General features: G+C 62.4%; 18 protein-coding genes. 16 read left to right on the top strand and 2 right to left on the bottom strand.

Going from position 1 to position 23174, the window contains the following annotated elements:
* Positions 1–29: 29 nt before the first annotated feature.
* Together ACLEJW_RS15080 and ACLEJW_RS15075 are read left to right on the top strand one after the other, a co-directional pair.
* Positions 30–1001 (top strand): tRNA dihydrouridine synthase, encoded by a 972-nt coding sequence (locus tag ACLEJW_RS15080; RefSeq protein WP_440777832.1) that lies wholly within the window; start codon positions 30–32, stop codon positions 999–1001.
* Positions 1002–1136: 135 nt separating this feature from the next.
* On the top strand, positions 1137–1580 hold the full coding sequence (locus ACLEJW_RS15075; RefSeq protein WP_145193157.1) for an Hsp20 family protein: 444 nt from the start codon (positions 1137–1139) through the stop codon (positions 1578–1580).
* 51 nt (positions 1581–1631) lie between these two features.
* Here ACLEJW_RS15075 and ACLEJW_RS15070 read toward each other — a convergent pair whose 3' ends face one another.
* Both ACLEJW_RS15070 and ACLEJW_RS15065 read right to left on the bottom strand, forming a co-directional pair.
* Entirely contained in the window at positions 1632–4928 is a 3297-nt protein-coding gene (locus tag ACLEJW_RS15070; protein WP_313460158.1) for a PAS domain S-box protein, read from the bottom strand.
* Positions 4929–4989: 61 nt separating this feature from the next.
* Positions 4990–5868: a LysR family transcriptional regulator gene (locus ACLEJW_RS15065; protein WP_440777831.1), complete on the bottom strand. Its 879-nt coding sequence runs from the start codon at positions 5866–5868 to the stop codon at positions 4990–4992.
* Between the two features lie 131 nt (positions 5869–5999).
* On the opposite strand from ACLEJW_RS15065, the gene leuC reads away from it, so the two are divergent.
* The 14 genes from leuC (at position 6000) to purF (ending at position 23164) form a co-directional block, all read left to right on the top strand.
* A complete protein-coding gene (gene leuC / locus ACLEJW_RS15060) occupies positions 6000–7433 on the top strand; it encodes a 3-isopropylmalate dehydratase large subunit (RefSeq protein ID WP_440777830.1) in 1434 nt (477 codons plus the stop codon).
* A complete protein-coding gene (leuD, locus tag ACLEJW_RS15055; protein ID WP_145193165.1) occupies positions 7430–8071 on the top strand; it encodes a 3-isopropylmalate dehydratase small subunit in 642 nt (213 codons plus the stop codon). The genes leuC and leuD overlap by 4 nt, the downstream gene beginning before the upstream one ends.
* A gap of 70 nt (positions 8072–8141) precedes the next feature.
* Positions 8142–8906, top strand: coding sequence for a class I SAM-dependent methyltransferase (locus ACLEJW_RS15050; RefSeq protein ID WP_440777829.1), 765 nt, complete (start codon positions 8142–8144; stop codon positions 8904–8906).
* 54 nt (positions 8907–8960) lie between these two features.
* Entirely contained in the window at positions 8961–10043 is a 1083-nt protein-coding gene (leuB, locus tag ACLEJW_RS15045) for a 3-isopropylmalate dehydrogenase (RefSeq protein ID WP_313302663.1), read from the top strand.
* A gap of 63 nt (positions 10044–10106) precedes the next feature.
* Positions 10107–11219: an aspartate-semialdehyde dehydrogenase gene (gene asd, locus ACLEJW_RS15040; RefSeq protein ID WP_145193172.1), complete on the top strand. Its 1113-nt coding sequence runs from the start codon at positions 10107–10109 to the stop codon at positions 11217–11219.
* A 1193-nt stretch (positions 11220–12412) separates the two neighbouring features.
* Positions 12413–13417, top strand: a complete 1005-nt coding sequence (locus ACLEJW_RS15035) for an aspartate-semialdehyde dehydrogenase (protein WP_313302660.1) — start codon at positions 12413–12415, stop codon at positions 13415–13417.
* Positions 13418–13488: 71 nt separating this feature from the next.
* Positions 13489–16203, top strand: a complete 2715-nt coding sequence (locus ACLEJW_RS15030) for a FimV/HubP family polar landmark protein (protein ID WP_440777828.1) — start codon at positions 13489–13491, stop codon at positions 16201–16203.
* 100 nt (positions 16204–16303) lie between these two features.
* Positions 16304–17158, top strand: coding sequence for a tRNA pseudouridine(38-40) synthase TruA (gene truA / locus ACLEJW_RS15025; RefSeq protein ID WP_440777827.1), 855 nt, complete (start codon positions 16304–16306; stop codon positions 17156–17158).
* 60 nt (positions 17159–17218) lie between these two features.
* Positions 17219–17839 (top strand): phosphoribosylanthranilate isomerase, encoded by a 621-nt coding sequence (locus ACLEJW_RS15020; protein WP_440777826.1) that lies wholly within the window; start codon positions 17219–17221, stop codon positions 17837–17839.
* A gap of 214 nt (positions 17840–18053) precedes the next feature.
* Positions 18054–18947, top strand: a complete 894-nt coding sequence (gene accD / locus ACLEJW_RS15015) for an acetyl-CoA carboxylase, carboxyltransferase subunit beta (protein ID WP_145193191.1) — start codon at positions 18054–18056, stop codon at positions 18945–18947.
* On the top strand, positions 18947–20233 hold the full coding sequence (gene folC, locus ACLEJW_RS15010) for a bifunctional tetrahydrofolate synthase/dihydrofolate synthase (protein WP_440777825.1): 1287 nt from the start codon (positions 18947–18949) through the stop codon (positions 20231–20233). The genes accD and folC overlap by 1 nt, the downstream gene beginning before the upstream one ends.
* A gap of 4 nt (positions 20234–20237) precedes the next feature.
* Entirely contained in the window at positions 20238–20891 is a 654-nt protein-coding gene (locus tag ACLEJW_RS15005) for an SPOR domain-containing protein (protein ID WP_145193194.1), read from the top strand.
* A 167-nt stretch (positions 20892–21058) separates the two neighbouring features.
* Positions 21059–21616 (top strand): CvpA family protein, encoded by a 558-nt coding sequence (locus ACLEJW_RS15000; RefSeq protein WP_145193196.1) that lies wholly within the window; start codon positions 21059–21061, stop codon positions 21614–21616.
* Positions 21617–21658: 42 nt separating this feature from the next.
* Positions 21659–23164 carry an amidophosphoribosyltransferase gene (purF, locus tag ACLEJW_RS14995; protein ID WP_145193198.1) on the top strand — a complete coding sequence of 502 codons (1506 nt, stop codon included), beginning with the start codon at positions 21659–21661 and terminating at the stop codon, positions 23162–23164.
* The last annotated feature ends 10 nt before the right edge of the window (positions 23165–23174 follow it).

The following is a 23174-nucleotide window of genomic DNA, read 5'->3' as shown; positions in this document are numbered from 1 at the left end:
ACTGCCGCCTTTTTCCGCGAGAACGAGAAATGCAAATTGCCCTGGCCCCCATGGAGGGGCTGGTCGACAACATCCTGCGCGACGTATTGACCCGCGTGGGCGGCATCGACTGGTGCGTCACCGAGTTCATCCGCGTGTGCGACCGCCTGCTGCCCGCTTCCTCGTTCGACAAGTTGGCACCGGAGCTGCGCCAAGGTGCGCGGACAGCCGCTGGCGTGCCCATGCGCGTGCAGTTGCTGGGCTCGGACCCGATGTGCCTGGCCGACAACGCCGCACTCGCCTGCGAACTGGGGGCACCGGTCATCGACCTGAACTTCGGTTGCCCGGCCAAGACCGTCAACAAATCGCGCGGTGGTGCGGTGCTGCTCAAGGAGCCTGAGTTGCTGCATGCCATCGTGCGTGAAGTCCGCCGTGCCGTGCCTGCACATGTTCCAGTCACCGCGAAGATGCGCCTGGGTTTCGACAGCCCCGATGGCGCCATGGACTGCGCCCGCGCGCTGGCCGAAGGCGGCTCGGCGCACCTGGTGGTGCACGCGCGCACCAAGGTAGAGGGCTACAAGCCGCCGGCACATTGGGAATGGGTAGCCCGGGTGCAGCAGGTGGTCGCAGTGCCGGTGTTCGCCAACGGCGAGATCTGGACCGTCGACGACTGGCGCCGCTGCCGCGAAGTCAGCGGCGCCGAGCACATCATGTTGGGCAGGGGGCTGGTGTCTCGGCCTGATCTGGCCCTGCAAATTGCGGCGGCCCGCGACCGGCGCGTTTATCAGCCGTTGAGCTGGGAGCAGTTGCTGCCCTTGCTGCGTGAATTCTGGCGCCAGGCCCAGGCCAAGCTGTCCCCGCGTTATGCGCCAGGGCGCATGAAACAGTGGCTGGCGATGCTGACCCGCAGCTACCCACAAGCCGTGCAGTTGTTCGCCGAGCTGCGTCGTGAAGATGACTGCGGGCGCATCAGCCGCCTGCTTGGAGTCGATCCCGTGGCGCTGGAGCCGTGCGTCGCCTGAGCGCAGGTGCGCCCTGCAAAAAAAAATTTGCAAGGCGCCCTTGAAAGCGTTTACCGCGTCCCTATCTTCTGAGTACGCGATGCCGAAGTCGGGTCGCGTAGTGACTTTACTTGCTGAATCTCAGGAGTTCATGACATGACTACCGCATTTTCCCTCGCTCCACTGTTCCGCCATTCCGTTGGTTTCGACCGTTTCAACGACCTGTTCGAATCCGCGGCACGCAATGAGGCGGGTAGCAGCTACCCTCCCTACAACGTGGAAAAACATGGCGATGACCACTACCGCATCGTGGTTGCTGCAGCCGGTTTCCAGGATCAGGACCTCGACCTGCAAGTCGAGAAAGGTGTGCTGACCGTAACCGGTGGCAAGCGCGAAAACGCCGCCGCTGAGGTGACCTACCTGCATCAGGGCATTGCCCAGCGCGCGTTCAAGCTGTCGTTCCGTCTGGCCGATCACATCGAAGTGAAATCGGCGGGCCTGGCCAACGGCTTGCTTAGCATCGATCTGCTGCGCATCGTGCCTGAAGAAGCCAAGGCCAAGCGCATCCCGATCAACGGCGACAAGCCTGCGCTGAACTGATGCGGGCAGTGTGACACGACAAAGGGCACCTTCGGGTGCCCTTTGTTCGTTTCATTCGCCAGCAGGCGCCTCGAGCAGCATTTGGCGGAACTGCTCGAACGGCAGCGGCCGGCTGTGCAGGTAGCCCTGGTACAGGTGGCAGCCCAGCCGCTCGAGAAAAGCCAGTTGTTCAGTCAGCTCGACACCTTCGGCGATCACCGCAAGGTCTAGACTGCGCGCCATGGCCACGATGGCGCGGACGATCTCGGCATCGTTGGGGTCGTCGGTGGCATCGCGGACAAACGTCTGGTCGATCTTCAAGGCGTCCACCGGCAGGCGCTTGAGGTAGGTCAGCGAAGAGTAGCCGGTACCAAAGTCGTCCATGGCGAAGCTCACACCGTAGCGCTTGAGTTCGCGCATCTTGTTGATGGTGTCCTCCAGGTTCTGGATGACGATGCCCTCGGTAATCTCGAGCTTGAGTATCTGATGTGCCAGGCGGTGGTCGTCCAGGCTGCGCAGCACGCGTTGGACGAAGTCGTTCTGGCGAAACTGCCGCGGGCTGATGTTCACGCACAGGCTGAAGTCATCGGCATCGATCAAGCCGTCATGCAGCAGACGAGCGCAGGCGTCACAGGCTTCATCGAGGATCCAACTCCCCACCTCGAGGATCAGACCGCTTTCTTCCAGAACCTGGATGAACTGTGCAGGGGGTTGCTGGCCCAGCTGCGGGTGGTGCCAGCGCAACAGCACTTCGGCGCCGACGATGCGGTTGTCGCGAGCATCCACTTGCGGCTGAAAGTGCAGCGCCAGCTCGCCACGTGCCAGCGCCAGGCGCAGGTCGTTCTCCATGCGCAGGCGTTCGCTGGCCGCCTTTTGCATGGTGCTGTGGAACAGTTGCGTCGTGTTGCGGCCTGAGTCCTTGGCCCGGTACAAGGCGATATCGGCACGCTTGAGCAGATCCGCCGGGGTGGCGCCATGATCGGGAATCAACGCCACGCCGATGCTGGGCGTCACCTGAAGGCGCTGACCGTCCAGCGACATGGGCTCGGCCAGCAGCTCACGCAAGGTGTCCGCCAAGGCTCGCACTTGTTCCTCGACTGCCTCGCGGCTGCCCTCAAGGCCACTTAGCAGCACCACGAACTCATCGCCACCCAGGCGCGCCACGGTGTCCTCCAGGCGCACACTGGCCTCCAGGCGAGCAGTGATGATTTTCAGCACGGTGTCGCCCACCGGGTGGCCCAGTGAGTCGTTGATGTGCTTGAAGTGGTCAAGGTCCAGGAACAGCAACGCGCCGCGCAGATGGTGGCGGCGCAGCAACGCGATCTGCTGGCTCAGGCGGTCCATCAGCAAGGCCCGGTTGGGCAGGTTGGTCAGCGGGTCGTGATAGGCCAGGTGGCGGATCTGCGCCTGGGCGTTTTTCAGTTGGCTGACATCGCGCGCAGTCAGCAGCAGGCAATCGACCTCGTTGATGCTGATGGGCTCGACCGAGACCTCCACCGTGAGAATATCGCCACGCTTGTTGCGCCCCAGCATCTCGCGGTGATGAACCCGGCCCAGTTCCTTGAGTTCGGTGAGCAGGGCGCTACGCTGCTTGTCGTCCGCCCAGATACCGATCTCATAGGCGCTGCGCCCGATCACTTCGTCGGCGCTGTAGCCGGTCAGACGGCTGAAGCCATCATTGACCTCCAGATAGCGTCCGCTGCGACGCTCGGTAATGATGATGGCGTCGGGGCTGGAGTGAAACGCCTTGGCGAACTTCTCCTCGCTGGACTTCAGTGCAGCTTCCGCACGCTGCTGTTGGGTAATGTCGCGCAGGGTGGTGACGCTGCACGGTTGGTTGTCGACGCTGATCAGGCGGCTGGCGATCACGCAGGTCAGCAGCATGCCATCGCGGTGGTTGACCAGCACTGCGACATTGCTCAGCGCCTGGTCGCGGATCACCCGCTCGATGCGTTGGGCGCGCTCGAGTGGCTCCGACCATAGCCCGATTTCTTCGGCAGTACGGCCGATGACCTGCTCGGCCTTCCAGCCGAACGTCTGGGTGAACGCTGGATTGATCTCGATGAACTGCCCGGTGTCCTGGCGCGTGACGCAGATTGGGTCTGGGCTGACCTGGAACAGGCTGGCGAACTTTTCTTCCGACGCGCTCAAGCGCTGCTCGCGCTCCACCTGCTCGGTGATGTCGAGCAAGGTTCCGGCCATGCGCAAAGGGTTGCCGTGCTCGTCGCGGTACAGCCGTGCCCGGCTCTCGATGTAGCGCGAAGCGCCATTGTCCAGTTGCACGCGGTAGGTGATCTGATAATTGCCGGCCGGCCCTTCGCGCAGGCTGCGGTAGGCATCGCGCATGTTGTCACGTTCATCGGTCGACACACCCTCGAAGAACGATTCGAACGATTCGTGAAACGGCACCGGCTCCAGGCCGTGCAGCTGGGCGGCGCGCGCCGAGCCATAGAGCATGCCACTGGGAATGTGCCAATCCCAGGTCCCTAGCTGAGCCGAGTCCAGCGCCAGGTCCAGGCGTTCCTGGCTGTCCTTGAGGGCAAGCTCGGCGCGTTTGCGCTCGGAGGTGTCGACGAAGGTGCTGATCAGGTAGGTCAGGCCCTCGAGCTCGATGCGCTGGGTGCAGAGTATGCCGTCATGGAGTTTTCCGGAGCTGGCGCGGAACTGCACCTCCATGATCGCCGGGCCGTTGTTGGCGCGGGTCGCCTCCATGACCTGATCGCGCTGCTGCGGGTTGACCCAAAGGCCCAGCTCCAGGCTGGTCTTGCCGACGACCTGGCTGCCGGTCCAGCCGAACATGTCTTCGAAGTGCTGATTGACCTCGATGATCATGCCGTCCTGGCGCCGACTGAGCAGAATCGCGTTCGGGCTCAGGTGAAACAGCGTGGCGAAGCGCTTCTCCGAGTTGATGAGTGCGGTTTCCCGCTCGCGCTGGCGGGTGATTTCACGGATCACCCCGATCATCTGTCGCCGACCCTGGCGATCATGGGTCAGGCTGCCGTTGATCTCCAGCCAATGCAGGCTGCCGTCAGGCCAACGGATGCGGTGGCGCATGGCCTGCTCGACCGGCTCGCCATTGACGGCGGCGTGAAACAGCTGGCGGGTACGGGCGCGGTCCTCTTCCGGCAGTAGGTCCAGATAATCGATGTCGTTGGGCAACGGGCGCCGCGGATCGAAACCGAACAGCGCCTGGGTGCCGCGCGACCAGCTGATGCGGCCGGTGTCGATGTCCCACAGCCAGGCCCCCAGGCGCGCGCCATTGAGCGCGGCGAGCAATTGCGGGGCGTTCTGCCAGGCTTGCTCCGACTCCTGGGGGTCAGCCGCAGGGATACGCGGCAAGCGCGGAAAGCGATTCGCTGATTTGGGCATGGGTACCAGACCTTTGGCGTGTGATGCGTCCTTGAGTTGGAAATGCCGGGCTGACGGGCGGTCAGGCGGACCCCGCGTGGCTGTCGAGCAAGGCCATGAAGGCCCTGGCTGCATTCGATAGCGTGCGCTCAGTGTGCAAAATGTAGCCTAGCTGGCGCGACAGCTGTATGCCGGGTAAAGCGATGGGTGCAACCTGCTCATCGAGCATGGTGCGGGGTAGCACGCTCCAGGCCAGGCCAATCGACACCATCATCTTGATGGTTTCCAGGTAGTTGGTGCTCATGGCGATGTTGGGCATCAAGCCCTGGCTTTCGAACAGGCGCTGGACGATGTGGTGGGTGAAGGTGTTACCACCGGGGAACACCGCCGGGTGGCGAGCAACGTCCGCCAGGCTGACGACGGCGTTGCTAGCCAGCGGATGCTCGGGGGCGGCGACGAAATCCAGGGCGTCATCCCAGACCGTCACCGCCCTGACCAGGTGATGAGGCTCAGGCGCGAGGGTGATTACGGCAATTTCGGCGCGGCCGTGGAGGATCTCATCGTAGGCCTGTTCCGAATCCATGAACTGAATATCCAGCGCCACAGCCGGGTACTGACGGGTAAACGCCCGTAATAGCGGGGGCAGGCGGTGCAGACCGATGTGGTGGCTGGTGGCCAGGGTCAGGCGACCGGCAACTTCACCGGTTAAATTGGTCAGCGCTCTGCGGGTATCATCGAGCACGTTGAGAATCTGGTAAGCGCGCGGCAACAGGGCACGCCCGGCTTCGGTCAGGGTCACCTCGCGGCCCAAGCGGTCGAACAAGCGCACATCGAGCTGTTGTTCCAATCCAGCAATACGTTTGCTGACCGCCGGCTGGGTCAGGAACAGGCGCTCGCCTGCCGCGGAGAAGCTGCCGGTTTCGGCAATGGCGATAAAGGCGCTGAGGTTAGCCAGATCCACGGTTTCGGATTCCTTTTGGTTATCCAAAGCATAAAAAATATGAATTTGAGTTATTCAATCTAACCCCATAGCATCGTCCGTACAAGCCAAGGGGTCTTTGGCATAGAAAGACGCTGATGAGGAACAGTCTGATGGCTGGCAAAACGCTCTACGACAAACTCTGGGAAGCCCATGAGGTCAAGCGCCGCGACGACGGCTCGTCCTTGATCTACATCGACCGCCATATCATCCACGAGGTGACCTCGCCCCAGGCCTTCGAGGGCCTGCGTCTGGCCCGGCGCAAGCCGTGGCGCATCGATGCCAACATCGCCACGCCCGACCACAACGTGCCCACCACGCCAGAGCGCAAGGGCGGCATCGAAGCCATCGCCGACCAGGTTTCGCGCCTGCAAGTGCAGACCCTTGATGAAAACTGTGACGAATACGGCATCGTCGAATTCAAGATGAATGACGAGCGCCAGGGTATCGTCCACGTCATCAGCCCCGAGCAGGGCGCGACCTTGCCGGGCATGACCGTGGTCTGTGGCGACTCGCATACCTCCACCCATGGTGCCTTCGCTGCCTTGGCCCATGGCATCGGGACTTCGGAAGTCGAGCATGTGCTCGCCACCCAGTGCCTGGTCGCCAAGAAGATGAAAAACATGCTGGTGCGCGTCGAAGGCCAATTGCCAGCCGGCGTCACCGCCAAGGACATCGTCCTTGCCGTGATTGGCAAGATCGGCACCGCCGGTGGTAACGGCCACGCCATGGAATTCGCTGGCAGCGCCATTCGCGAATTGTCGATGGAAGGGCGCATGACCATCTGCAACATGTCCATCGAAGCGGGCGCCCGCGTCGGTCTGGTCGCCGTCGATGACACCACCGTCGCTTATGTCGAGGGGCGTCCCTATGCGCCTAAAGGCGCCCAGTGGGAGCAGGCTCAACAGGCCTGGAAGGCCTTGGTGTCCGACGCCGATGCGGTGTTCGACACCGTGGTCGAGCTCGATGCCGCGCAGATCAAGCCGCAGGTCAGTTGGGGGACCTCCCCGGAAATGGTTCTGGCTGTCGACCAACGCGTACCGGACCCTGCTGCCGAGCCTGACCTCATCAAGCGTGGCTCGATCGAACGCGCCTTGAAATACATGGGCCTTGCCGCCAATCAGGCGATCACCGACATCAAGCTCGATCGCGTTTTCATCGGCTCGTGCACCAACTCGCGCATCGAAGATTTGCGTGCTGCCGCCGAGATCGCCAAGGGCCGCAAGGTCGCTGCCAATGTCAAGCAGGCCCTGGTGGTGCCAGGCTCTGGCCTGGTCAAGGCTCAGGCCGAACGCGAAGGGCTGGACAAGATCTTCCTCGAAGCCGGCTTCGAATGGCGTGAGCCCGGCTGCTCGATGTGCCTGGCGATGAACCCGGACCGCCTGGAAAGCGGCGAGCACTGCGCCTCGACCTCCAATCGCAATTTCGAGGGACGTCAGGGTGCCGGCGGCCGTACTCACCTGGTCAGCCCGGCCATGGCCGCCGCCGCCGCGGTCACCGGTCACTTCATCGACGTACGCGAGTTGATCCAAGGGAGCGCAGCATGAAAGCCTTTACCCAGCATACCGGTCTCGTCGCGCCGTTGGACCGTGCCAACGTCGACACCGACCAGATCATTCCCAAGCAGTTTCTCAAATCGATCAAGCGCACCGGCTTTGGCCCGAACTTGTTCGACGAGTGGCGCTATCTGGATGTAGGCCAGCCGTATCAGGACAACAGCAAACGTCCGCTGAACCAGGACTTCGTGCTCAACCACGCACGTTATCAGGGCGCCAGCGTGTTGCTGGCGCGGGAAAACTTCGGTTGTGGCTCGAGCCGCGAACACGCGCCATGGGCGTTGGACGAGTACGGCTTTCGCAGCGTGATCGCTCCTAGCTTCGCCGATATCTTCTTCAACAACAGTTTCAAGAACGGCCTGCTGCCGATCATCCTCAGCGACGATGAAGTCGATGAGCTGTTCAGGCAGGTGGAAGCCGCGCCCGGCTACCAGCTGACCATCGATCTGCAGGCTCAGGCGGTAACCCGGCCGGATGGCAAGGTGCTGCATTTTGAAATCGATGCGTTTCGCAAGCACTGCTTGCTCAACGGCCTGGATGACATCGGCCTGACCTTGCAAGACAGCGAGGCGATCAAGGACTTCGAGGGCAAGCACCGCAGCAGCCAGCCGTGGTTGTTCCGCGACTGAGCCGTACCGTAAGGCCATGCGTGCCGCCCAGCGCGCTGGCCCGTGCGACCTACAGCTAAAGGACTGACAGATGACCAGCACTACCCACACCGACGTGGTACAACGCCAGTTCGGCGAGCAGGCCAGCGCTTACCTGAGCAGTGCCGTACACGCCCAAGGCCATGAGTTCGCCCTGCTACAAGCTGAGCTGGCAGGGCGGGGTGATGCGCGGGTGCTGGACCTTGGCTGCGGCGCCGGTCACGTCAGTTTCCAGGTCGCGCCGCTGGTGACCGAGGTGGTTGCCTATGACCTGTCGCAGTCGATGCTCGAAGTAGTGGCCAGTGCTGCCAGCGAGCGTGGCCTTGGCAATATCGTTACCCAGTGCGGTGCCGCCGAACAGCTGACCTTCCCCGATGCGAGCTTCGATTTCGTCTTCAGCCGTTACTCGGCTCATCATTGGAGCGACCTGGGGCTGGCCTTGCGCGAGGTGCGCCGGGTGCTCAAGCCAGGTGGGGTGGCTGCTTTCATCGATGTGATGTCGCCGGGCAGTGCGCTGCTCGACACGTACTTGCAGAGCGTCGAAGTGCTGCGCGACACCAGCCATGTACGCGATTACTCGGCTGCCCAGTGGCAGCGTCAGGTCAGCGAGGCGGGCCTGCATGTGCGCAGCCATAGCCGTCAGCGCCTGCACCTGGAATTCGACAGCTGGGTCCAGCGCATGCGTACACCTGAGCCGATGCGTGTGGCCATCCGCCATTTGCAGCAAGCCATGGGTGAGGAAGTGCGGCAGTATTACCAGATCGAAGCCGATGGCTCGTTCAGCACCGACGTAATAGTGCTGTGGGCAGAGCGTTAAGAACTTTTCGGCGAGGCTGACACGGCCGCGCCGCGTGAATGAATAGAGGAAAGCATGAGCAAGCAGATTCTGATTCTCCCTGGTGACGGCATTGGCCCGGAAATCATGGCCGAAGCGGTCAAGGTCCTGGAGCTGGCCAACGACAAGTTCCAGCTCGGCTTCGAGCTGGAGCATGACGTGATCGGCGGCGCGGCTATCGACAAGCATGGCGTACCGCTGGCCGATGAGACGCTTGAGCGTGCGCGCAAGGCAGACGCCGTATTGCTGGGCGCCGTAGGCGGGCCGAAGTGGGACAAGATCGAGCGTGACGTGCGCCCCGAACGGGGGCTGTTGAAAATCCGTTCGCAGCTGGGCCTGTTCGCCAACCTGCGGCCTGCCATTCTCTATCCGCAACTGGCCGACGCGTCGTCGCTGAAGCCGGAAATCGTCTCGGGCCTGGACATTCTGATCGTCCGTGAGCTGACCGGTGGCATCTACTTCGGCGCGCCTCGCGGCCAGCGCGAGCTTGAGGGCGGCGAACGCCAGGCTTACGACACCCTGCCATACAGCGAAAGCGAAGTACGCCGGATTGCCCGCGTCGGCTTCGACATGGCGCGCGTGCGTGGCAAGAAGCTGTGTTCGGTCGACAAGGCCAACGTGCTGGCCTCCAGCCAGTTGTGGCGCGAAGTGGTGGAGGAGGTGGCCAAGGACTATCCGGACGTAGAGTTGAGCCACATGTACGTCGACAACGCGGCCATGCAGCTGGTGCGAGCGCCGAAACAGTTCGACGTGGTGGTGACCGATAACATGTTCGGTGACATTCTGTCGGACGAAGCTTCGATGCTGACTGGCTCCATCGGCATGCTGCCGTCGGCCTCCCTTGACGCCAATAACAAGGGCATGTACGAACCTTGCCATGGTTCGGCTCCGGACATCGCCGGGCAGGGCATCGCTAACCCATTGGCGACCATTCTCTCGGTGTCGATGATGCTGCGCTACAGCTTCAATCAGCACCTGGCGGCTGGGGCGATCGAGCAGGCGGTCAGCCTGGTTCTCGACCAGGGCCTGCGCACCGGTGACATCTGGTCGGCGGGTTGTAACAAAGTCGGCACGCAGGAAATGGGCGACGCAGTAGTCGCAGCGCTGCGGAATCTGTAATCTCTCTGGCCCGCCACGGCAAACTTGAGGTGGCGGCCCACTTTTAGCAAAGGTGTAGTTGCGATGAAACGTGTAGGTCTGATCGGTTGGCGCGGTATGGTCGGTTCCGTGCTCATGCAGCGGATGCTGGAGGAGCAGGACTTCGACCTTATCGAGCCAGTGTTCTTCACCACTTCCAATGTGGGTGGCCAAGGCCCTAATGTGGGCAAGGACATTGCTCCGCTCAAGGACGCTTATTCGATCGATGAGCTCAAGACCCTCGACGTGATCCTGACCTGCCAGGGCGGCGACTACACCAACGAGGTGTTCCCCAAGCTGCGCGAAGCCGGCTGGCAGGGCTACTGGATCGACGCCGCTTCGTCGCTGCGCATGCAGGATGATGCGGTAATCGTGCTGGACCCGGTCAACCGCAAGGTGATCGATCAGCAGCTCGATGCCGGGACCAAGAACTACATCGGTGGCAACTGCACCGTCAGCCTGATGTTGATGGGCCTGGGCGGTCTGTTCGAAGCAGGCCTGGTCGAATGGATGAGCGCCATGACCTACCAGGCCGCCTCTGGCGCCGGTGCGCAGAACATGCGCGAGTTGATCAAGCAGATGGGCGCTACCCACGCGGCGGTTGCCGATGACCTAGCCAACCCGGCCAGCGCCATCCTCGACATCGACCGCAAGGTAGCCGAGGCCATGCGCGGCGAGGCATTCCCAACCGAGAACTTCGGTGTGCCGTTGGCCGGCAGTTTGATTCCGTGGATCGACAAGGAATTGCCGAACGGCCAGAGCCGTGAGGAGTGGAAGGCCCAGGCCGAGACCAACAAGATTCTCGGTCGCTTCAAGAGCCCGATTCCGGTCGATGGTATCTGCGTTCGCATCGGTGCCATGCGCTGCCACAGCCAGGCGCTGACCATCAAGCTGAACAAGGATGTGCCGCTGGCGGACATCGAAGGCATGATCAGCCAGCACAACCCTTGGGTTAAACTGGTGCCGAATCAGCGCGAGATCAGCATGCAGGAGCTGGCGCCTACCAAGGTGACTGGTACTCTGAATATCCCAGTTGGTCGTCTGCGTAAGCTGAACATGGGGTCGCAGTACCTCGGTGCGTTTACCGTTGGTGACCAGTTGTTGTGGGGTGCTGCCGAGCCGCTGCGTCGCATGTTGCGGATCTTGCTGGAACGTTGATTTACGCTCGCCGCAAAAAAACCGTGCCGGTCGGCGCGGTTTTTTTTCGTCCTGCTAATATCCATCTCGGCACTTGTACTTGCAGTCTAGTTGACTAGCTTTTGCTTTTGCTTTTGCTTTTGCTTTTGCTTCTAAGTGCGCGATAGTTCAGGCAGCACAAATTGCGACCTCAGGAGGCCGAGCGTAGGCGTCTGGAGGGCCCAGGGTGCGCAGCACCCCCGACGGCGTAGCCGGAGGACGCGAGCTGTACGACTTGCGTAGCAAGTTGTGGCCGCGCAGGGCCCGCAAGACGCCGGAGCGAGGGGACCCCGGAGCGCAGCGCAGGGGCCGGATGTGGGAGCGAGGGGTTTTTGGTTCCTTTTTGCCCCGTCAAAAAGGGGCTCGCCGTAAAGGCGAAAAGGTGATTGAGCGTCGCCATCGCCAATGAATACCGCTGAGCTATCAAAACAATCTCGCCTTTCAGCTCCTGGCTTTTAATTCCAATTCAAAGATTAAAGTTATAAGTTTGAAGTTTGAAGTTTGAAGTTTGAAGTTTGAAGTTTGAAGTTTGAAGTTTGAAGTTTGAAGTTTGAAGTTTGAAGTTTGAAGTTTGAAGTTTGAAGTTTGAAGTTTGAAGTTTGAAGTTTGAAATTTGAAGTTTGAAACGTGGGGCTTTGGCATCCGATGCGCATTCATTAGCGATGATTGCGCACAATCACCTTTTCGCCCTTACGGCGAGTCACTTTTTGTCAAACGCGACAAAAAGTAACCAAAAAACGCTGCGCTCCCACATACGGCCCCTGCGCTGCGCTCCGGGGTCCCCTCGCTTCGGCGTCTTGCGGGCCCTGCGCGGCCACAACTTGCTACGCAAGTCGTACAGCTCGCGTCCTCCGGCTACGCCGTCGGGGGTGCTACGCACCCTGGGCCCTCCAGACACCTACGCTCGGCCTCCTGAGGTCGCAATTTGCGTTGCCTGGACTACCGTGCGCTTAGAAGCCGAAGCAAGAGCAAGAGCAAGAGCAAGAGCAAGAGCAAGAGCAAGAGCAAGAGCAAGAGCAAGAGCAAGAGCGAGAGCGAGAGCAAGAAAAAGAGCGAGAGCGGAGGTGAACTCGAAAGCGAAGCTTGCAGCAACGCTGCGGTTCTGCTGCGACAGACAAAACCGCACAATACGCGTAAAGTGCCGCCCCCGCCGTAACAGCTAAAAGGATCCTCCCATGAATACCTCGTTGGACATCGCCGTCGTTGGCGCCACCGGCAGCGTCGGTGAAACCCTCGTACAGATCCTCGAAGAACTGGCCTTCCCTGTAGGCACCCTGCACCTGCTGGCAAGCATGGAATCGGCGGGCAGCAGCGTCATGTTCGCCGGCAAGAAACTCAAGGTGCGCGAAGTCGACAGTTTCGATTTCGCCCAGGTCAAACTGGCCTTTTTCGCCACCAGCCCCGCTGTCAGCCGCAGCTTCGCAGACAAGGCCCAGCAAGCAGGCTGCAGCGTCATCGACCTGTCAGGCGGCCTCGACGACGCCCTCGCCGTGGTACCCGAGGCAAACGCCCACTGCCTGGCCGAGCTGCCATTGCCAGCACGCATCACCAGCCCCAGCTGCGCAGCCGTGGCCCTGGCTGTTGCCCTGGCCCCGCTCAAAGACCAGCTCGACATCCAGTGTGTACAGGTCATGGCTGCCCTGGCCGTTTCCGCGCAAGGCCGCGAAGCGGTCAATGAGCTTGCCAGACAAACGGCCGAACTGCTCAACGCCCGGCCGCTGGAGCCACGCTTCTTCGACCGCCAGGTCGCGTTCAACGTGCTCGCCCAGGTCGGCGCTGTCGATGAAGACGGCCACACTGCCCTCGAGCGTCGCCTGGTCAGCGAATTGCGCGTGTTGCTGAACCTGCCCGAATTGAAAATCGCCGTCAGTTGCATTCAAGTCCCAGTGTTTTTCGGCGATAGCTTCAGTGTGTCGGTACAAAGCAGTGCCCCTGTCGACCTGACGCAGGTCAATCACGCCCTGGAACAGGCCGAAAGCATCGAAACCGTCGAAAACGACGATTATCCAACCCCGGTTGGTGACGCAGTCGGCCAGGACGTGGTCTATGTTGGTCGTGTACGCCACGGAATTGACGAACCTCAGCAACTCAATCTCTGGCTGACCACCGACAACCTGCGCAAGGGCGCCGCGTTGAACGCTGTGCAAGTGGCACAATTGTTGATTAAACACATGGTGTAAAAGATACTGGCGAGCACTGTGTTCCGCGCCACCCGCCGGTTTTCGGGACGATTCATACAAGGGAAGAGGTCATGCTTCGAATTCGCAAACTGGTTCTGGCCATGGCGGCAGCTTCCGCGCTGACGTCGGGCATGGCGAATGCCCTCGGGTTGGGCGAGCTGACGCTGAAGTCGGCGCAGAACCAGCCCCTGGACGCCGAGATCGAACTACTCGATGTGCGCGACCTCACTGCAGCCGAAGTGGCGCCAAGCCTGGCGCCGCCTGAAGAATTCAGCAAGGCCGGGGTCGAGTTTGCCAACTACCTGCAAGACCTGACCTTCACCCCCGTGATCAATCCCAATGGCAAGAGCGTGCTGCGCGTCACCTCCAGCCAGCCGCTGCCCGGGTCGGTGGTCAAGTTCCTGGTTCAGGTGATGTGGCCGCAAGGTCGCTTGCTGCGCGATTACAGCGTGTTGCTCGACCAGGCCAGCGCCCAGGGCCAGCAGCCTGGCGCCGCCAACGTCAATCCAGCAACCAGCAGCGCTGGCAGCTATACCACCAAGCGTCGCGACACACTGTGGCAGATTGCTGCACGCAATACCCAGGGTGGCGGCTCGGTGCAGCAGACCATGATCGCCATCCAGGCACTGAACCCTGATGCCTTCATCGGCAACAATATCAACCAGCTCAAGGTCGGCCAGGTATTGCGCTTGCCCGACCCGCAGCAGATCCAGAGCATCCCGCAAGGCGAAGCCAACCGTGAAGTGGCCGAGCAATACGCCGCCTGGCGTGAAGGCCGCCGCCTCGGGCCACGCGCACGGCAGCTCGATGCTACCCGCCGCGGCGCTGCCGATGCTGCCCCGGAGCGCATCGCCCAGGGCGACAACCTGCGCCTGGTCAGCCCCGCCAATCAGCCTGCTGGCAACAATGCCAAGGCGCTCAACGACAAGCTTGCCGTGGCTCAGGAAAGCCTGGATACCAGTCGTCGCGACAACGACGAGCTGAAGAGCCGCATGAGCGACCTGCAAAGCCAGCTGGACAAGCTGGAAAAACTGATCCAGCTGAAGAACGACCAACTCGCGCGCCTGGAAGCTCAAGGCGCAGCGCCCGAATCCGCACCGGCACCGGCAGCCGATGCGCCAGCGGTCGCCACCTTGCCCGGCGAGCCGGCACCGGCGCAGCCCGTGGAAGCCCAGCCAGCCCCTGTCGAGCCGGTCGTGACCCCGGCGCCGGCGGCGGTGGATACCGCGCCACCAGCGCTCGCCAGCGAAGCACCTGCCCCGGTGGCCGATCAGCCGGCTCAGGGTCAGCCCAGTGCCTTGGACGAAATGCTCGGCAATCCGCTGATACTCGGCTTGATCGCCGGCTCCGCGTTCCTGGTGTTGTTGCTGCTGCTGTTGCTGCTGGCGCGTAAACGCAAAGCCCAGCAGGAAGCCGAAAAACACCTGCGGATGGCCCGCGCCTTGGCCGAGGAAGGCGAGCGCAACCCTGATCTCGACCTGCCGCCGAGCAGCTTCGATGGCCTTGAGGTGTCAGCGCCAAGCGTTACCCTGTCGCCAGCCGTGGTTGCGGCCTCGGCTGCCGCTGCCACTGCTGCTGAACGCCCAGCGACGCCGGCCGCAGTCGCTGCCGTCGATGAGGGTCCGAGCAGCCTCGATCCGAATGAAGCGCTGCTCGCCGAAGTCGATCTGAGCATCTCGCGCGGCCGGCTGAACCATGCCGCGGATCTTCTGGAAGGCGCGATTGCAACGCAGCCGCAGAATGAAACGCTGCGCCTGAAGCTGATGGAGGTCTACGCGCGTCAGGGCGACCACAGCGGCTTCGTCGAGCAGGAGCGTACATTGCCTGACAGCCCCGCCAACGCGGCCCAGGTCAATGACCTCAAGGCGCGTTTCCCGGCCATGCTGGGCCTGGCTGCCGCAGGTCTGGGTGCTGCAGCGCTGGCCGCAGAGAGGGATCAGCAGTACGTCGAGGACCTGCTCCAGGACACGCCGCCAGCAGCGGTCGATAGCGCGGCTGAAGCTGCAGATGCGCTCGAAACGCAGGTCCCGGTGGAACCCGAGCAAACGTCCCAGGCCGAGCTCGACGCGGCGGCAGAAGCGTTCAGCGAAACCTCGGTACTCGACGACCATGCGCTCGCCAGTGCCTTTGATCTGAGCCTGGATGACGATTTACCGGTCGATGATCCACTCGAGCCGCCGGTGCTGGGGCAGACGCCACCCCTGGAGTCTGCAGTCACCGCGCCAGCCGATGCCGATGACGATTTCGAAGCCATGCTCGCCCAGGCTCAAGCGCTGACGCAAAGCGCCGATGACCTGGCCGATTTCGACCTGGACATTGCCGAGCCGAGCAGCGCTGGGGCTGATGAAACGCCCGTGGACGTTGCCGCCGAGCTCGCTGCGTTCGATACCTTGCCCGAATTCGATCCGATCTCCGAACTCGAACTGCCCGATGATTTCGATCTTTCGCTGTCGCTTGAGGACGATTCACCGGCGGCCCAGAGCTTCGCCTCGGAAATGAGCGACGTCAACGCCGAACTGGACAAGCTGTCGCAAAGCCTGGAGACGCCGTCGTTGGAGCCGCATTTCGGTGCAGAAGACGCCGCCGCCGAGCTTGAACCGCTGGACGATTTGGATTTTGACTTCTTCTCCGGGGCCGACGAGGTGGCGACCAAGCTGGACCTGGCGCGGGCCTACATCGACATGGGTGATCAACAGGGCGCTCGCGATATCCTCGATGAAGTGGTCAAGGATGGTGACGACGGTCAGCGTTCAGAGGCCCAGGACATGCTCTCACGCCTGGTCTGAATTGCGCGTGCGACCCCATGGAAGTTGCAACGGCAGCCCAACGAGGCTGCCGTTGTCGTTATAATCCCCGCCATTTCGCAGACCCACAGGTTTCAGGCTCTTGGATATCATCGACCCCGCCGCCACCGAATCGGCCGCCGAAGGCTTCACCCGCATAGCCCTGGGGGTGGAATACAAAGGCTCGCGCTACCGCGGTTGGCAACGTCAGGCCAGTGGCGTGCCGAGTGTTCAGCAGGCGCTGGAACAGGCGCTGTCGAAAGTCGCCGACGAGCCCATCAGCGTCATCTGCGCCGGGCGCACCGATGCCGGCGTGCACGGCTGTGGCCAAGTCGTGCATTTCGACACACGCGCCGTGCGTGACGAGCGTGCCTGGACACTGGGGACCAATTTCAACCTGCCGCACGATATCAGTGTGGTCTGGTCGCGGCCGATGCCCAGCGACTTCCATGCGCGCTTCAAGGCCTGTGCCCGGCGTTACCGCTACGTGATCTACAACGACCCGATCCGCCCGGCGCACCTGGCCGAAGAGGTGACCTGGAACCATCGCCCGCTGGATGTCGAGCGCATGGCCCAGGCCGCCCAGCACTTGCTCGGCACCCACGATTTCAGCGCGTTCCGCGCCAGCCAGTGCCAGGCCAAGTCGCCGATCAAGCACATTTACCACCTGCGCGTGACCCGCCACGGCCGAATGATCGTGCTGGATGTGCGTGCGACCGCATTCCTGCACCACATGGTGCGCAACATTGCTGGCGTGCTGATGACCATCGGCGCGGGCGAGCGCCCAGTGCAATGGGCCGCTGAAGTGTTGCTAGGCCGCGACCGCCGCGCCGGTGGCGTGACCGCGCATCCCTACGGCTTGTACCTGGTGCAGGTGGAGTACCCCGAGGCGTACCCCTTGCCCGAGCGTTACATTGGCCCACACTTTCTCAGCGGTTACGAGGCCCTGGCCGACTGACGCATCAGGCGTCATTTGTTACCATCTGGGCCCTCACTTGCCACCCAAGGTCTGTACTCCATGCACACTGTTCGCAGCAAGATCTGCGGCATTACCCGCATCGAAGACGCCCTGGCAGCCGCCGACGCGGGCGCCGATGCCATCGGTCTGGTCTTCTACGCCAAGAGTCCGCGAGCGGTAGATGTACGTCAGGCGCGGGCGATCATGGCCGAGTTGCCGCCGTTCGTGACCACCGTCGGCCTGTTCGTAAACGCTTCACGCTGCGAGCTTAACGAGATCCTCGAGGCGCTGCCGTTGGACCTGCTACAGTTCCACGGCGACGAGACACCGGCCGAGTGCGACGGTTATCAGCGCCCCTGGATCAAAGCCCTGCGTGTACGTCCCGGCGATGACCTGGAGGCCGCTTGCCAGCACTACGCCAACGCCCGTGGCATCCTGCTCGACACGTATGTGCCGGGTGTGCCGGGGGGGACTGGCGAGGCCTTCGACTGGTCCCTGGTGCCGCAGCGGCTGAGCAAGCCGATCATTCTCGCCGGCGGCCTTTCGGCCGCCAATGTCGGCCAGGCGATCAGTGAGGTTCGGCCTTTTGCGGTGGATGTCAGTGGCGGGGTCGAACAGGCCAAGGGCGTCAAGGATGCAGCCAAGATCGCAGCCTTCGTTCGGGCCGTGAAGCAGGCGTGATGGCAGATGTGACGGCTGGCGGCGCGCCATCGTCCATAGCTTGCGCAGCCCTGCGGGGTGGCCGGCGGCACGTTCCGCGGCCTGCACACATATTGAAGACGGCGCGCTGCGCAGGCATGCCCTGCAGCCGGGCCGTCATCGTTTCATAAAAGAGTTAAGGGCAGGGCATGGCCGGCCGACCGGCCCCCGTCCGCCAATACTGGAGAGAGAAAGCATGAGCAACTGGTTAGTCGACAAACTGATCCCTTCGATCATGCGTTCCGAGGTGAAGAAGAGCTCGGTGCCGGAAGGTCTGTGGCATAAATGCCCAGCGTGCGAGGCCGTGCTGTATCGTCCGGAGCTGGAAAAGACCCTCGATGTCTGCCCCAAGTGCAATCACCACATGCGCATCGGTGCCCGCGCGCGCATCGACATCTTCCTCGATGAAGAAGGCCGCGCCGAGCTGGGCGCCGACCTGGAACCGGTCGACCGCCTGAAGTTCCGTGACGGCAAGAAGTACAAGGACCGCCTGACCGGTGCACAAAAGCAGACCGGCGAAAAAGACGCCCTGATCTCCATGAGCGGCACCCTGATGGGCATGCCGATCGTGGTCAGCGCCTTCGAATTCTCCTTCATGGGCGGTTCCATGGGCGCCGTGGTCGGCGAGCGCTTCGTGCGCGCGGCCAACTATGCGCTGGAAAACCGCTGCCCGATGATCTGCTTCTCGGCCTCCGGCGGTGCGCGCATGCAAGAAGCGCTGATCTCGCTGATGCAGATGGCCAAGACCTCGGCAGTGCTGGCGCGCCTGCGTGAAGAGGGTATTCCGTTCATCTCCGTGCTTACCGACCCGGTGTATGGCGGCGTCTCCGCCAGCCTGGCAATGCTCGGTGACGTCATCGTCGGCGAGCCGAAGGCACTGATCGGCTTCGCCGGCCCTCGGGTGATCGAACAGACCGTGCGCGAGAAACTGCCCGAAGGCTTCCAGCGCAGCGAATTCCTGCTCGAGCACGGCGCGATCGACCTGATCATCTCCCGTGGCGAACTGCGCCCGCGTCTGGCCCGCCTGCTCGCGCAGATGACCGGCCAGCCGACGCCAGAGCAGGCCCGCGAGGCGGCTGCGGTCGCGTGATGAGCCAACGCACCCTGGGCGAGTGGCTCGCCTACCTCGAGCAACTGCATCCCTCGGCCATCGACATGGGGCTTGAGCGCTCGCAACAGGTGCTGGCCCGGCTGGCGCTGGGCAAATTGGCGCCGCGCATCGTGACGGTGACGGGCACCAACGGCAAGGGGTCCACCTGCGCCTTCGTGGCCTCGTTGTTACGCGCCCAGGGCTTGAAAGTGGGCGTGTACAGCTCGCCGCACCTGCTGCGCTACAACGAGCGGGTGCTGATCGATGGACGAGAAGCCAGCGACGCGCGCCTGTGCGAAGCATTCGCCGCCGTCGAAGCGGCGCGTGGCGATACTTCCCTGACCTACTTCGAAATGGGCACCTTGGCTGCGTTCTGGCTGTTCGAGCAGTCGCAACTCGATGTCGTGGTGCTCGAGGTGGGTCTGGGTGGCCGGCTGGATACCGTGAATGTGGTCGATGCCGATATGGCCCTGGTGACCAGCATTGGCGTCGATCACGTCGATTATCTGGGCGATACCCGGGAAAAGGTGGCGTTCGAAAAAGCCGGGATCTTCCGCCCCGGCAAGCCTGCACTGTGCGGCGACCTTGATCCACCCAAGCCATTGCTGGACAAGGCCAAAGCACTGGCGGCGCCACTGTCGCTGCGCGGCCGTGATTTCGAGCTGAGTGTTGCCGAAGCGGCCTGGCACTGGCGCGGGACCGCCGCCGACGGCACCGAGGTCGCGTTGCGCGATCTGCCGTTGCTGGATCTGCCAATGGAAAATGCGGCCCTGGCCTTGCAAGCCTATCTGTTGATGGGCCTGTCCTGGGACCCGGTCCAGATCAGCCAGGCACTGCGCGACACCCGCATCGTCGGGCGTCTGGATCGGCGCCAGGTGATGTGGCAGGGCAGGGCGGTGGAGTTGCTGCTCGACGTGGGGCACAACCCGCATGCGGCGCAGTATCTGGCTCGCCGTCTGGCGGCTCGGCCGCTGAAGGGGCGTCGCTTGGCGGTGTTCGGTCTGCTGTTCGACAAGGACCTCGACGGGGTCATCGAACCGTTGCATGGGCTGATCGACGACTGGGCGGTTGCACCGCTGGACACGCCGCGCAGCCGCACGGCCGCCGAGCTTGCCAACGCCTTGACGAACCATGGCGCAACCGTGAAGTCTTATGCCAGCGTCGACGCGGCCCTAGAAGGGCAATGCGCGCTGGCGACGGCGGATGACCAGATCCTGCTGTTCGGTTCGTTTTTCTGCGTCGCCCAAGCCCTGGAATGGCTGGAGCGGCAAGCCCTGGAGGGGTGATCAAATGGCAGTGCTGGACAAAGGGGTGAAGCAGCGCATGGTCGGTGCGTTGGTGCTGGTGGCGCTGGCGGTGATCTTCCTGCCCATGTTGTTCACTCGCCAGGACGAAATGCGCCAGGTACAGGTCGATGCGCCGCAAGCGCCGGCCATGCCCAGCTTGCCAGAAGTCAAGGTCGACCCGGTTGCCGTTCCTGAGCCCCAGCCATTGCCAAGCGAGCCTGAGCAAGCGCCGGTGGTCGTCGATGAGTCCAGTGCGCCTGCAACTCGGCCTAGTCAGCCGATCACGCCATCGCCACAGACCCAGGCGCAAGCTCCAGCTCAACCGCAGGCGCAATCCCAGCAAGCTGCGCCATCCGCGCCCAAGTCCACGGCAGCCACCGCCACAGCGAATGCGCCGTCGAAGATCGATGCCAATGGCCTGCCGGTCAGCTGGTCGGTCCAACTGGCCAGCCTGTCCAGCCGCGCGGGTGCCGAAAACCTGCAGAAAACCCTGCGCAGCCAAGGCTACAACGCCTACATTCGCACTGCAGGTGGGCTCAATCGGGTGTTCGTAGGGCCGCTGATCGAGCGCGCCGAAGCGGACAAACTGCGCGAAACGCTCAATCGCCAGCAGAAACTCAATGGCTTCGTGGTGCGTTTCCAGCCGGAAAAAGGCTGACGTACCGGTTGCGCCACACCGTTGGCACTGGCAGATCAGTGCCAACACCTTCACCTAGCTGAGTGAGCAGGATCTGCATGACGGCGAGCAAACCAGCCGACATTCCGCTTACTCCCAGCCTTTCCCTCTGGTAAAATGCGCCGCCTCAAATACCTGCAGGCAGCACCGTGGCCTTTACCCTGGTTGATTGGGCGATCATTGCGATCATCGCCGTCTCCACACTGATCAGTCTCAAGCGCGGCTTCGTCAAAGAAGCGCTGTCGCTGCTTATCTGGATCGTTGCGGGCGCGGTCGCCTGGATGTTCGGTGGCTCGCTTTCGGTGTACCTTGAGAGCTACATCCAGACGCCGTCGATGCGGGTCATCGCCGGTTGCGCCATTCTTTTCGTCGCCACCTTGCTGGTCGGCGCCATGCTCAACTTCCTCATCGGTGAGTTGATCCGGGTGACGGGCTTGTCGGGTACCGATCGTTTCCTGGGCATGGCCTTCGGTGCTGCGCGGGGTGCGTTGCTGGTGGTAGTGGCGGTTGGCCTGCTCAGTCTGGGGCCTGTGCAACAGGATGCCTGGTGGCAGGAATCGCGGCTGATTCCACAGTTTCTTCTGATCGCTGACTGGTCGAAAAACCTGATCCTGGGTTTCACCGGTCAGTGGGCTTCCAGTGGGGTGATCAGCGCTCCGGCTGATCTTCCATTCAAGGAGCAGTTACTCGGGCCGGCTAAGCCCTGAGCACTGTTCGTTCAAGTTTCATCAAAGTAGGGGTTGCGTCGCATGTGTGGCATCGTCGGTATCGTCGGTAAGTCGAACGTCAATCAGGCGCTGTATGACGCGCTTACGGTCCTCCAGCACCGCGGCCAGGATGCTGCCGGTATCGTGACCAGCCACGACGGCCGGTTGTTCCTGCGCAAGGACAATGGCCTGGTGCGCGATGTCTTCCAGCAGCGTCACATGCAGCGCCTGGTGGGCAACATCGGCATCGGCCATGTGCGCTACCCAACGGCAGGCAGTTCCACCTCGGCCGAGGCGCAGCCGTTCTACGTCAACTCGCCGTACGGCATCACCCTGGCGCACAACGGCAACCTGACCAACGTCGAGCAGCTGGCCAAGGAGATCTACGAGTCCGACCTGCGCCACGTCAACACCAATTCCGATTCGGAAGTGCTGCTCAACGTGTTCGCCCATGAACTGGCGGTACGCGGCAAGCTGCAGCCGACCGAGGAAGACGTATTCGCTGCGGTGTCCCATGTGCACAGCCGCTGCGTCGGTGGCTACGCGGTGGTGGCCATGATCACCGGTTACGGCGTAGTCGGTTTCCGTGATCCGAACGGCATTCGGCCAGTGGTCTTCGGTCAGCGCCACACCGACGAAGGCGTGGAATACATGATCGCTTCTGAAAGCGTGGCCCTGGACGTGCTCGGCTTCACCCTGATCCGCGACCTGGCGCCTGGCGAAGCCGTCTACATCACCGAAGGCGGCCAGCTGCACACCAAGCAGTGCGCGAGCGCCTCGAAACTGCAACCGTGCATTTTCGAACACGTATACCTGGCCCGTCCCGACTCGATCATCGACGGCATCTCGGTATACAAGGCGCGTCTGCGCATGGGTGAAAAGCTTGCCGACAAGATCATGCGCGAGCGCCCTGAGCACGACATCGACGTGGTCATCCCGATTCCGGATACCAGCCGCACGGCCGCACTGGAACTGGCCAACCGGCTGGGCGTGAAATTCCGCGAAGGCTTCGTCAAGAACCGCTACATCGGCCGTACCTTCATCATGCCTGGCCAGGCCGCACGCAAGAAATCGGTGCGCCAGAAGCTCAATGCCATCGAACTGGAATTCCGCGGCAAGAACGTGATGCTGGTGGACGACTCGATCGTCCGCGGTACCACCTGCAAGCAGATCATCCAGATGGCGCGCGAAGCCGGCGCCAAGAATGTCTACTTCTGCTCCGCTGCCCCTGCGGTGCGTTACCCCAACGTCTACGGCATCGACATGCCGAGTGTCCACGAACTGATCGCCCACAACCGTACCACCGACCAGGTGGCCGAGTTGATCGGCGCCGACTGGCTGGTCTACCAGGATCTGCCGGACCTGATCGATTCGGTCGGTGGCGGCAAGATCAAGATCGATCACTTCGATTGCGCAGTGTTCAACGGTGAATACGTCACCGGTGACATCGACGAGGCTTACCTCGATCGTATCGAGCAGGCCCGTAATGATCTGGCCAAGGTCAAGAACCAGGCTGTCAGCGCGATCATCGACCTCTACAACAACTGATTTTGGGAGC

It is taken from the genome of Pseudomonas sp. SMSB3 (genome assembly GCF_052041965.1).
Classification (GTDB): Bacteria; Pseudomonadota; Gammaproteobacteria; order Pseudomonadales; family Pseudomonadaceae; genus Aquipseudomonas.
Note: the sequence above shows the minus strand (reverse complement) of the source record. Positions and strands in the feature narration are given on the sequence as shown.

Excerpts from the sequence above, each read along its gene's own strand:
- ACLEJW_RS15080 (WP_440777832.1), top strand. The coding sequence starts at position 30 with ATGCAAATTGCCCTGGCCCCCATGGAGGGGCTGGTCGACAACATCCTG.
- ACLEJW_RS15075 (WP_145193157.1), top strand. The coding sequence starts at position 1,137 with ATGACTACCGCATTTTCCCTCGCTCCACTGTTCCGCCATTCCGTTGGT.
- ACLEJW_RS15070 (WP_313460158.1), bottom strand. The coding sequence starts at position 4,928 with ATGCCCAAATCAGCGAATCGCTTTCCGCGCTTGCCGCGTATCCCTGCG.
- leuC (WP_440777830.1), top strand. The coding sequence starts at position 6,000 with ATGGCTGGCAAAACGCTCTACGACAAACTCTGGGAAGCCCATGAGGTC.
- leuD (WP_145193165.1), top strand. The coding sequence starts at position 7,430 with ATGAAAGCCTTTACCCAGCATACCGGTCTCGTCGCGCCGTTGGACCGT.
- ACLEJW_RS15050 (WP_440777829.1), top strand. The coding sequence starts at position 8,142 with ATGACCAGCACTACCCACACCGACGTGGTACAACGCCAGTTCGGCGAG.
- leuB (WP_313302663.1), top strand. The coding sequence starts at position 8,961 with ATGAGCAAGCAGATTCTGATTCTCCCTGGTGACGGCATTGGCCCGGAA.
- asd (WP_145193172.1), top strand. The coding sequence starts at position 10,107 with ATGAAACGTGTAGGTCTGATCGGTTGGCGCGGTATGGTCGGTTCCGTG.
- ACLEJW_RS15035 (WP_313302660.1), top strand. The coding sequence starts at position 12,413 with ATGAATACCTCGTTGGACATCGCCGTCGTTGGCGCCACCGGCAGCGTC.
- ACLEJW_RS15030 (WP_440777828.1), top strand. The coding sequence starts at position 13,489 with ATGCTTCGAATTCGCAAACTGGTTCTGGCCATGGCGGCAGCTTCCGCG.
- ACLEJW_RS15020 (WP_440777826.1), top strand. The coding sequence starts at position 17,219 with ATGCACACTGTTCGCAGCAAGATCTGCGGCATTACCCGCATCGAAGAC.
- accD (WP_145193191.1), top strand. The coding sequence starts at position 18,054 with ATGAGCAACTGGTTAGTCGACAAACTGATCCCTTCGATCATGCGTTCC.
- folC (WP_440777825.1), top strand. The coding sequence starts at position 18,947 with ATGAGCCAACGCACCCTGGGCGAGTGGCTCGCCTACCTCGAGCAACTG.
- ACLEJW_RS15005 (WP_145193194.1), top strand. The coding sequence starts at position 20,238 with ATGGCAGTGCTGGACAAAGGGGTGAAGCAGCGCATGGTCGGTGCGTTG.
- purF (WP_145193198.1), top strand. The coding sequence starts at position 21,659 with ATGTGTGGCATCGTCGGTATCGTCGGTAAGTCGAACGTCAATCAGGCG.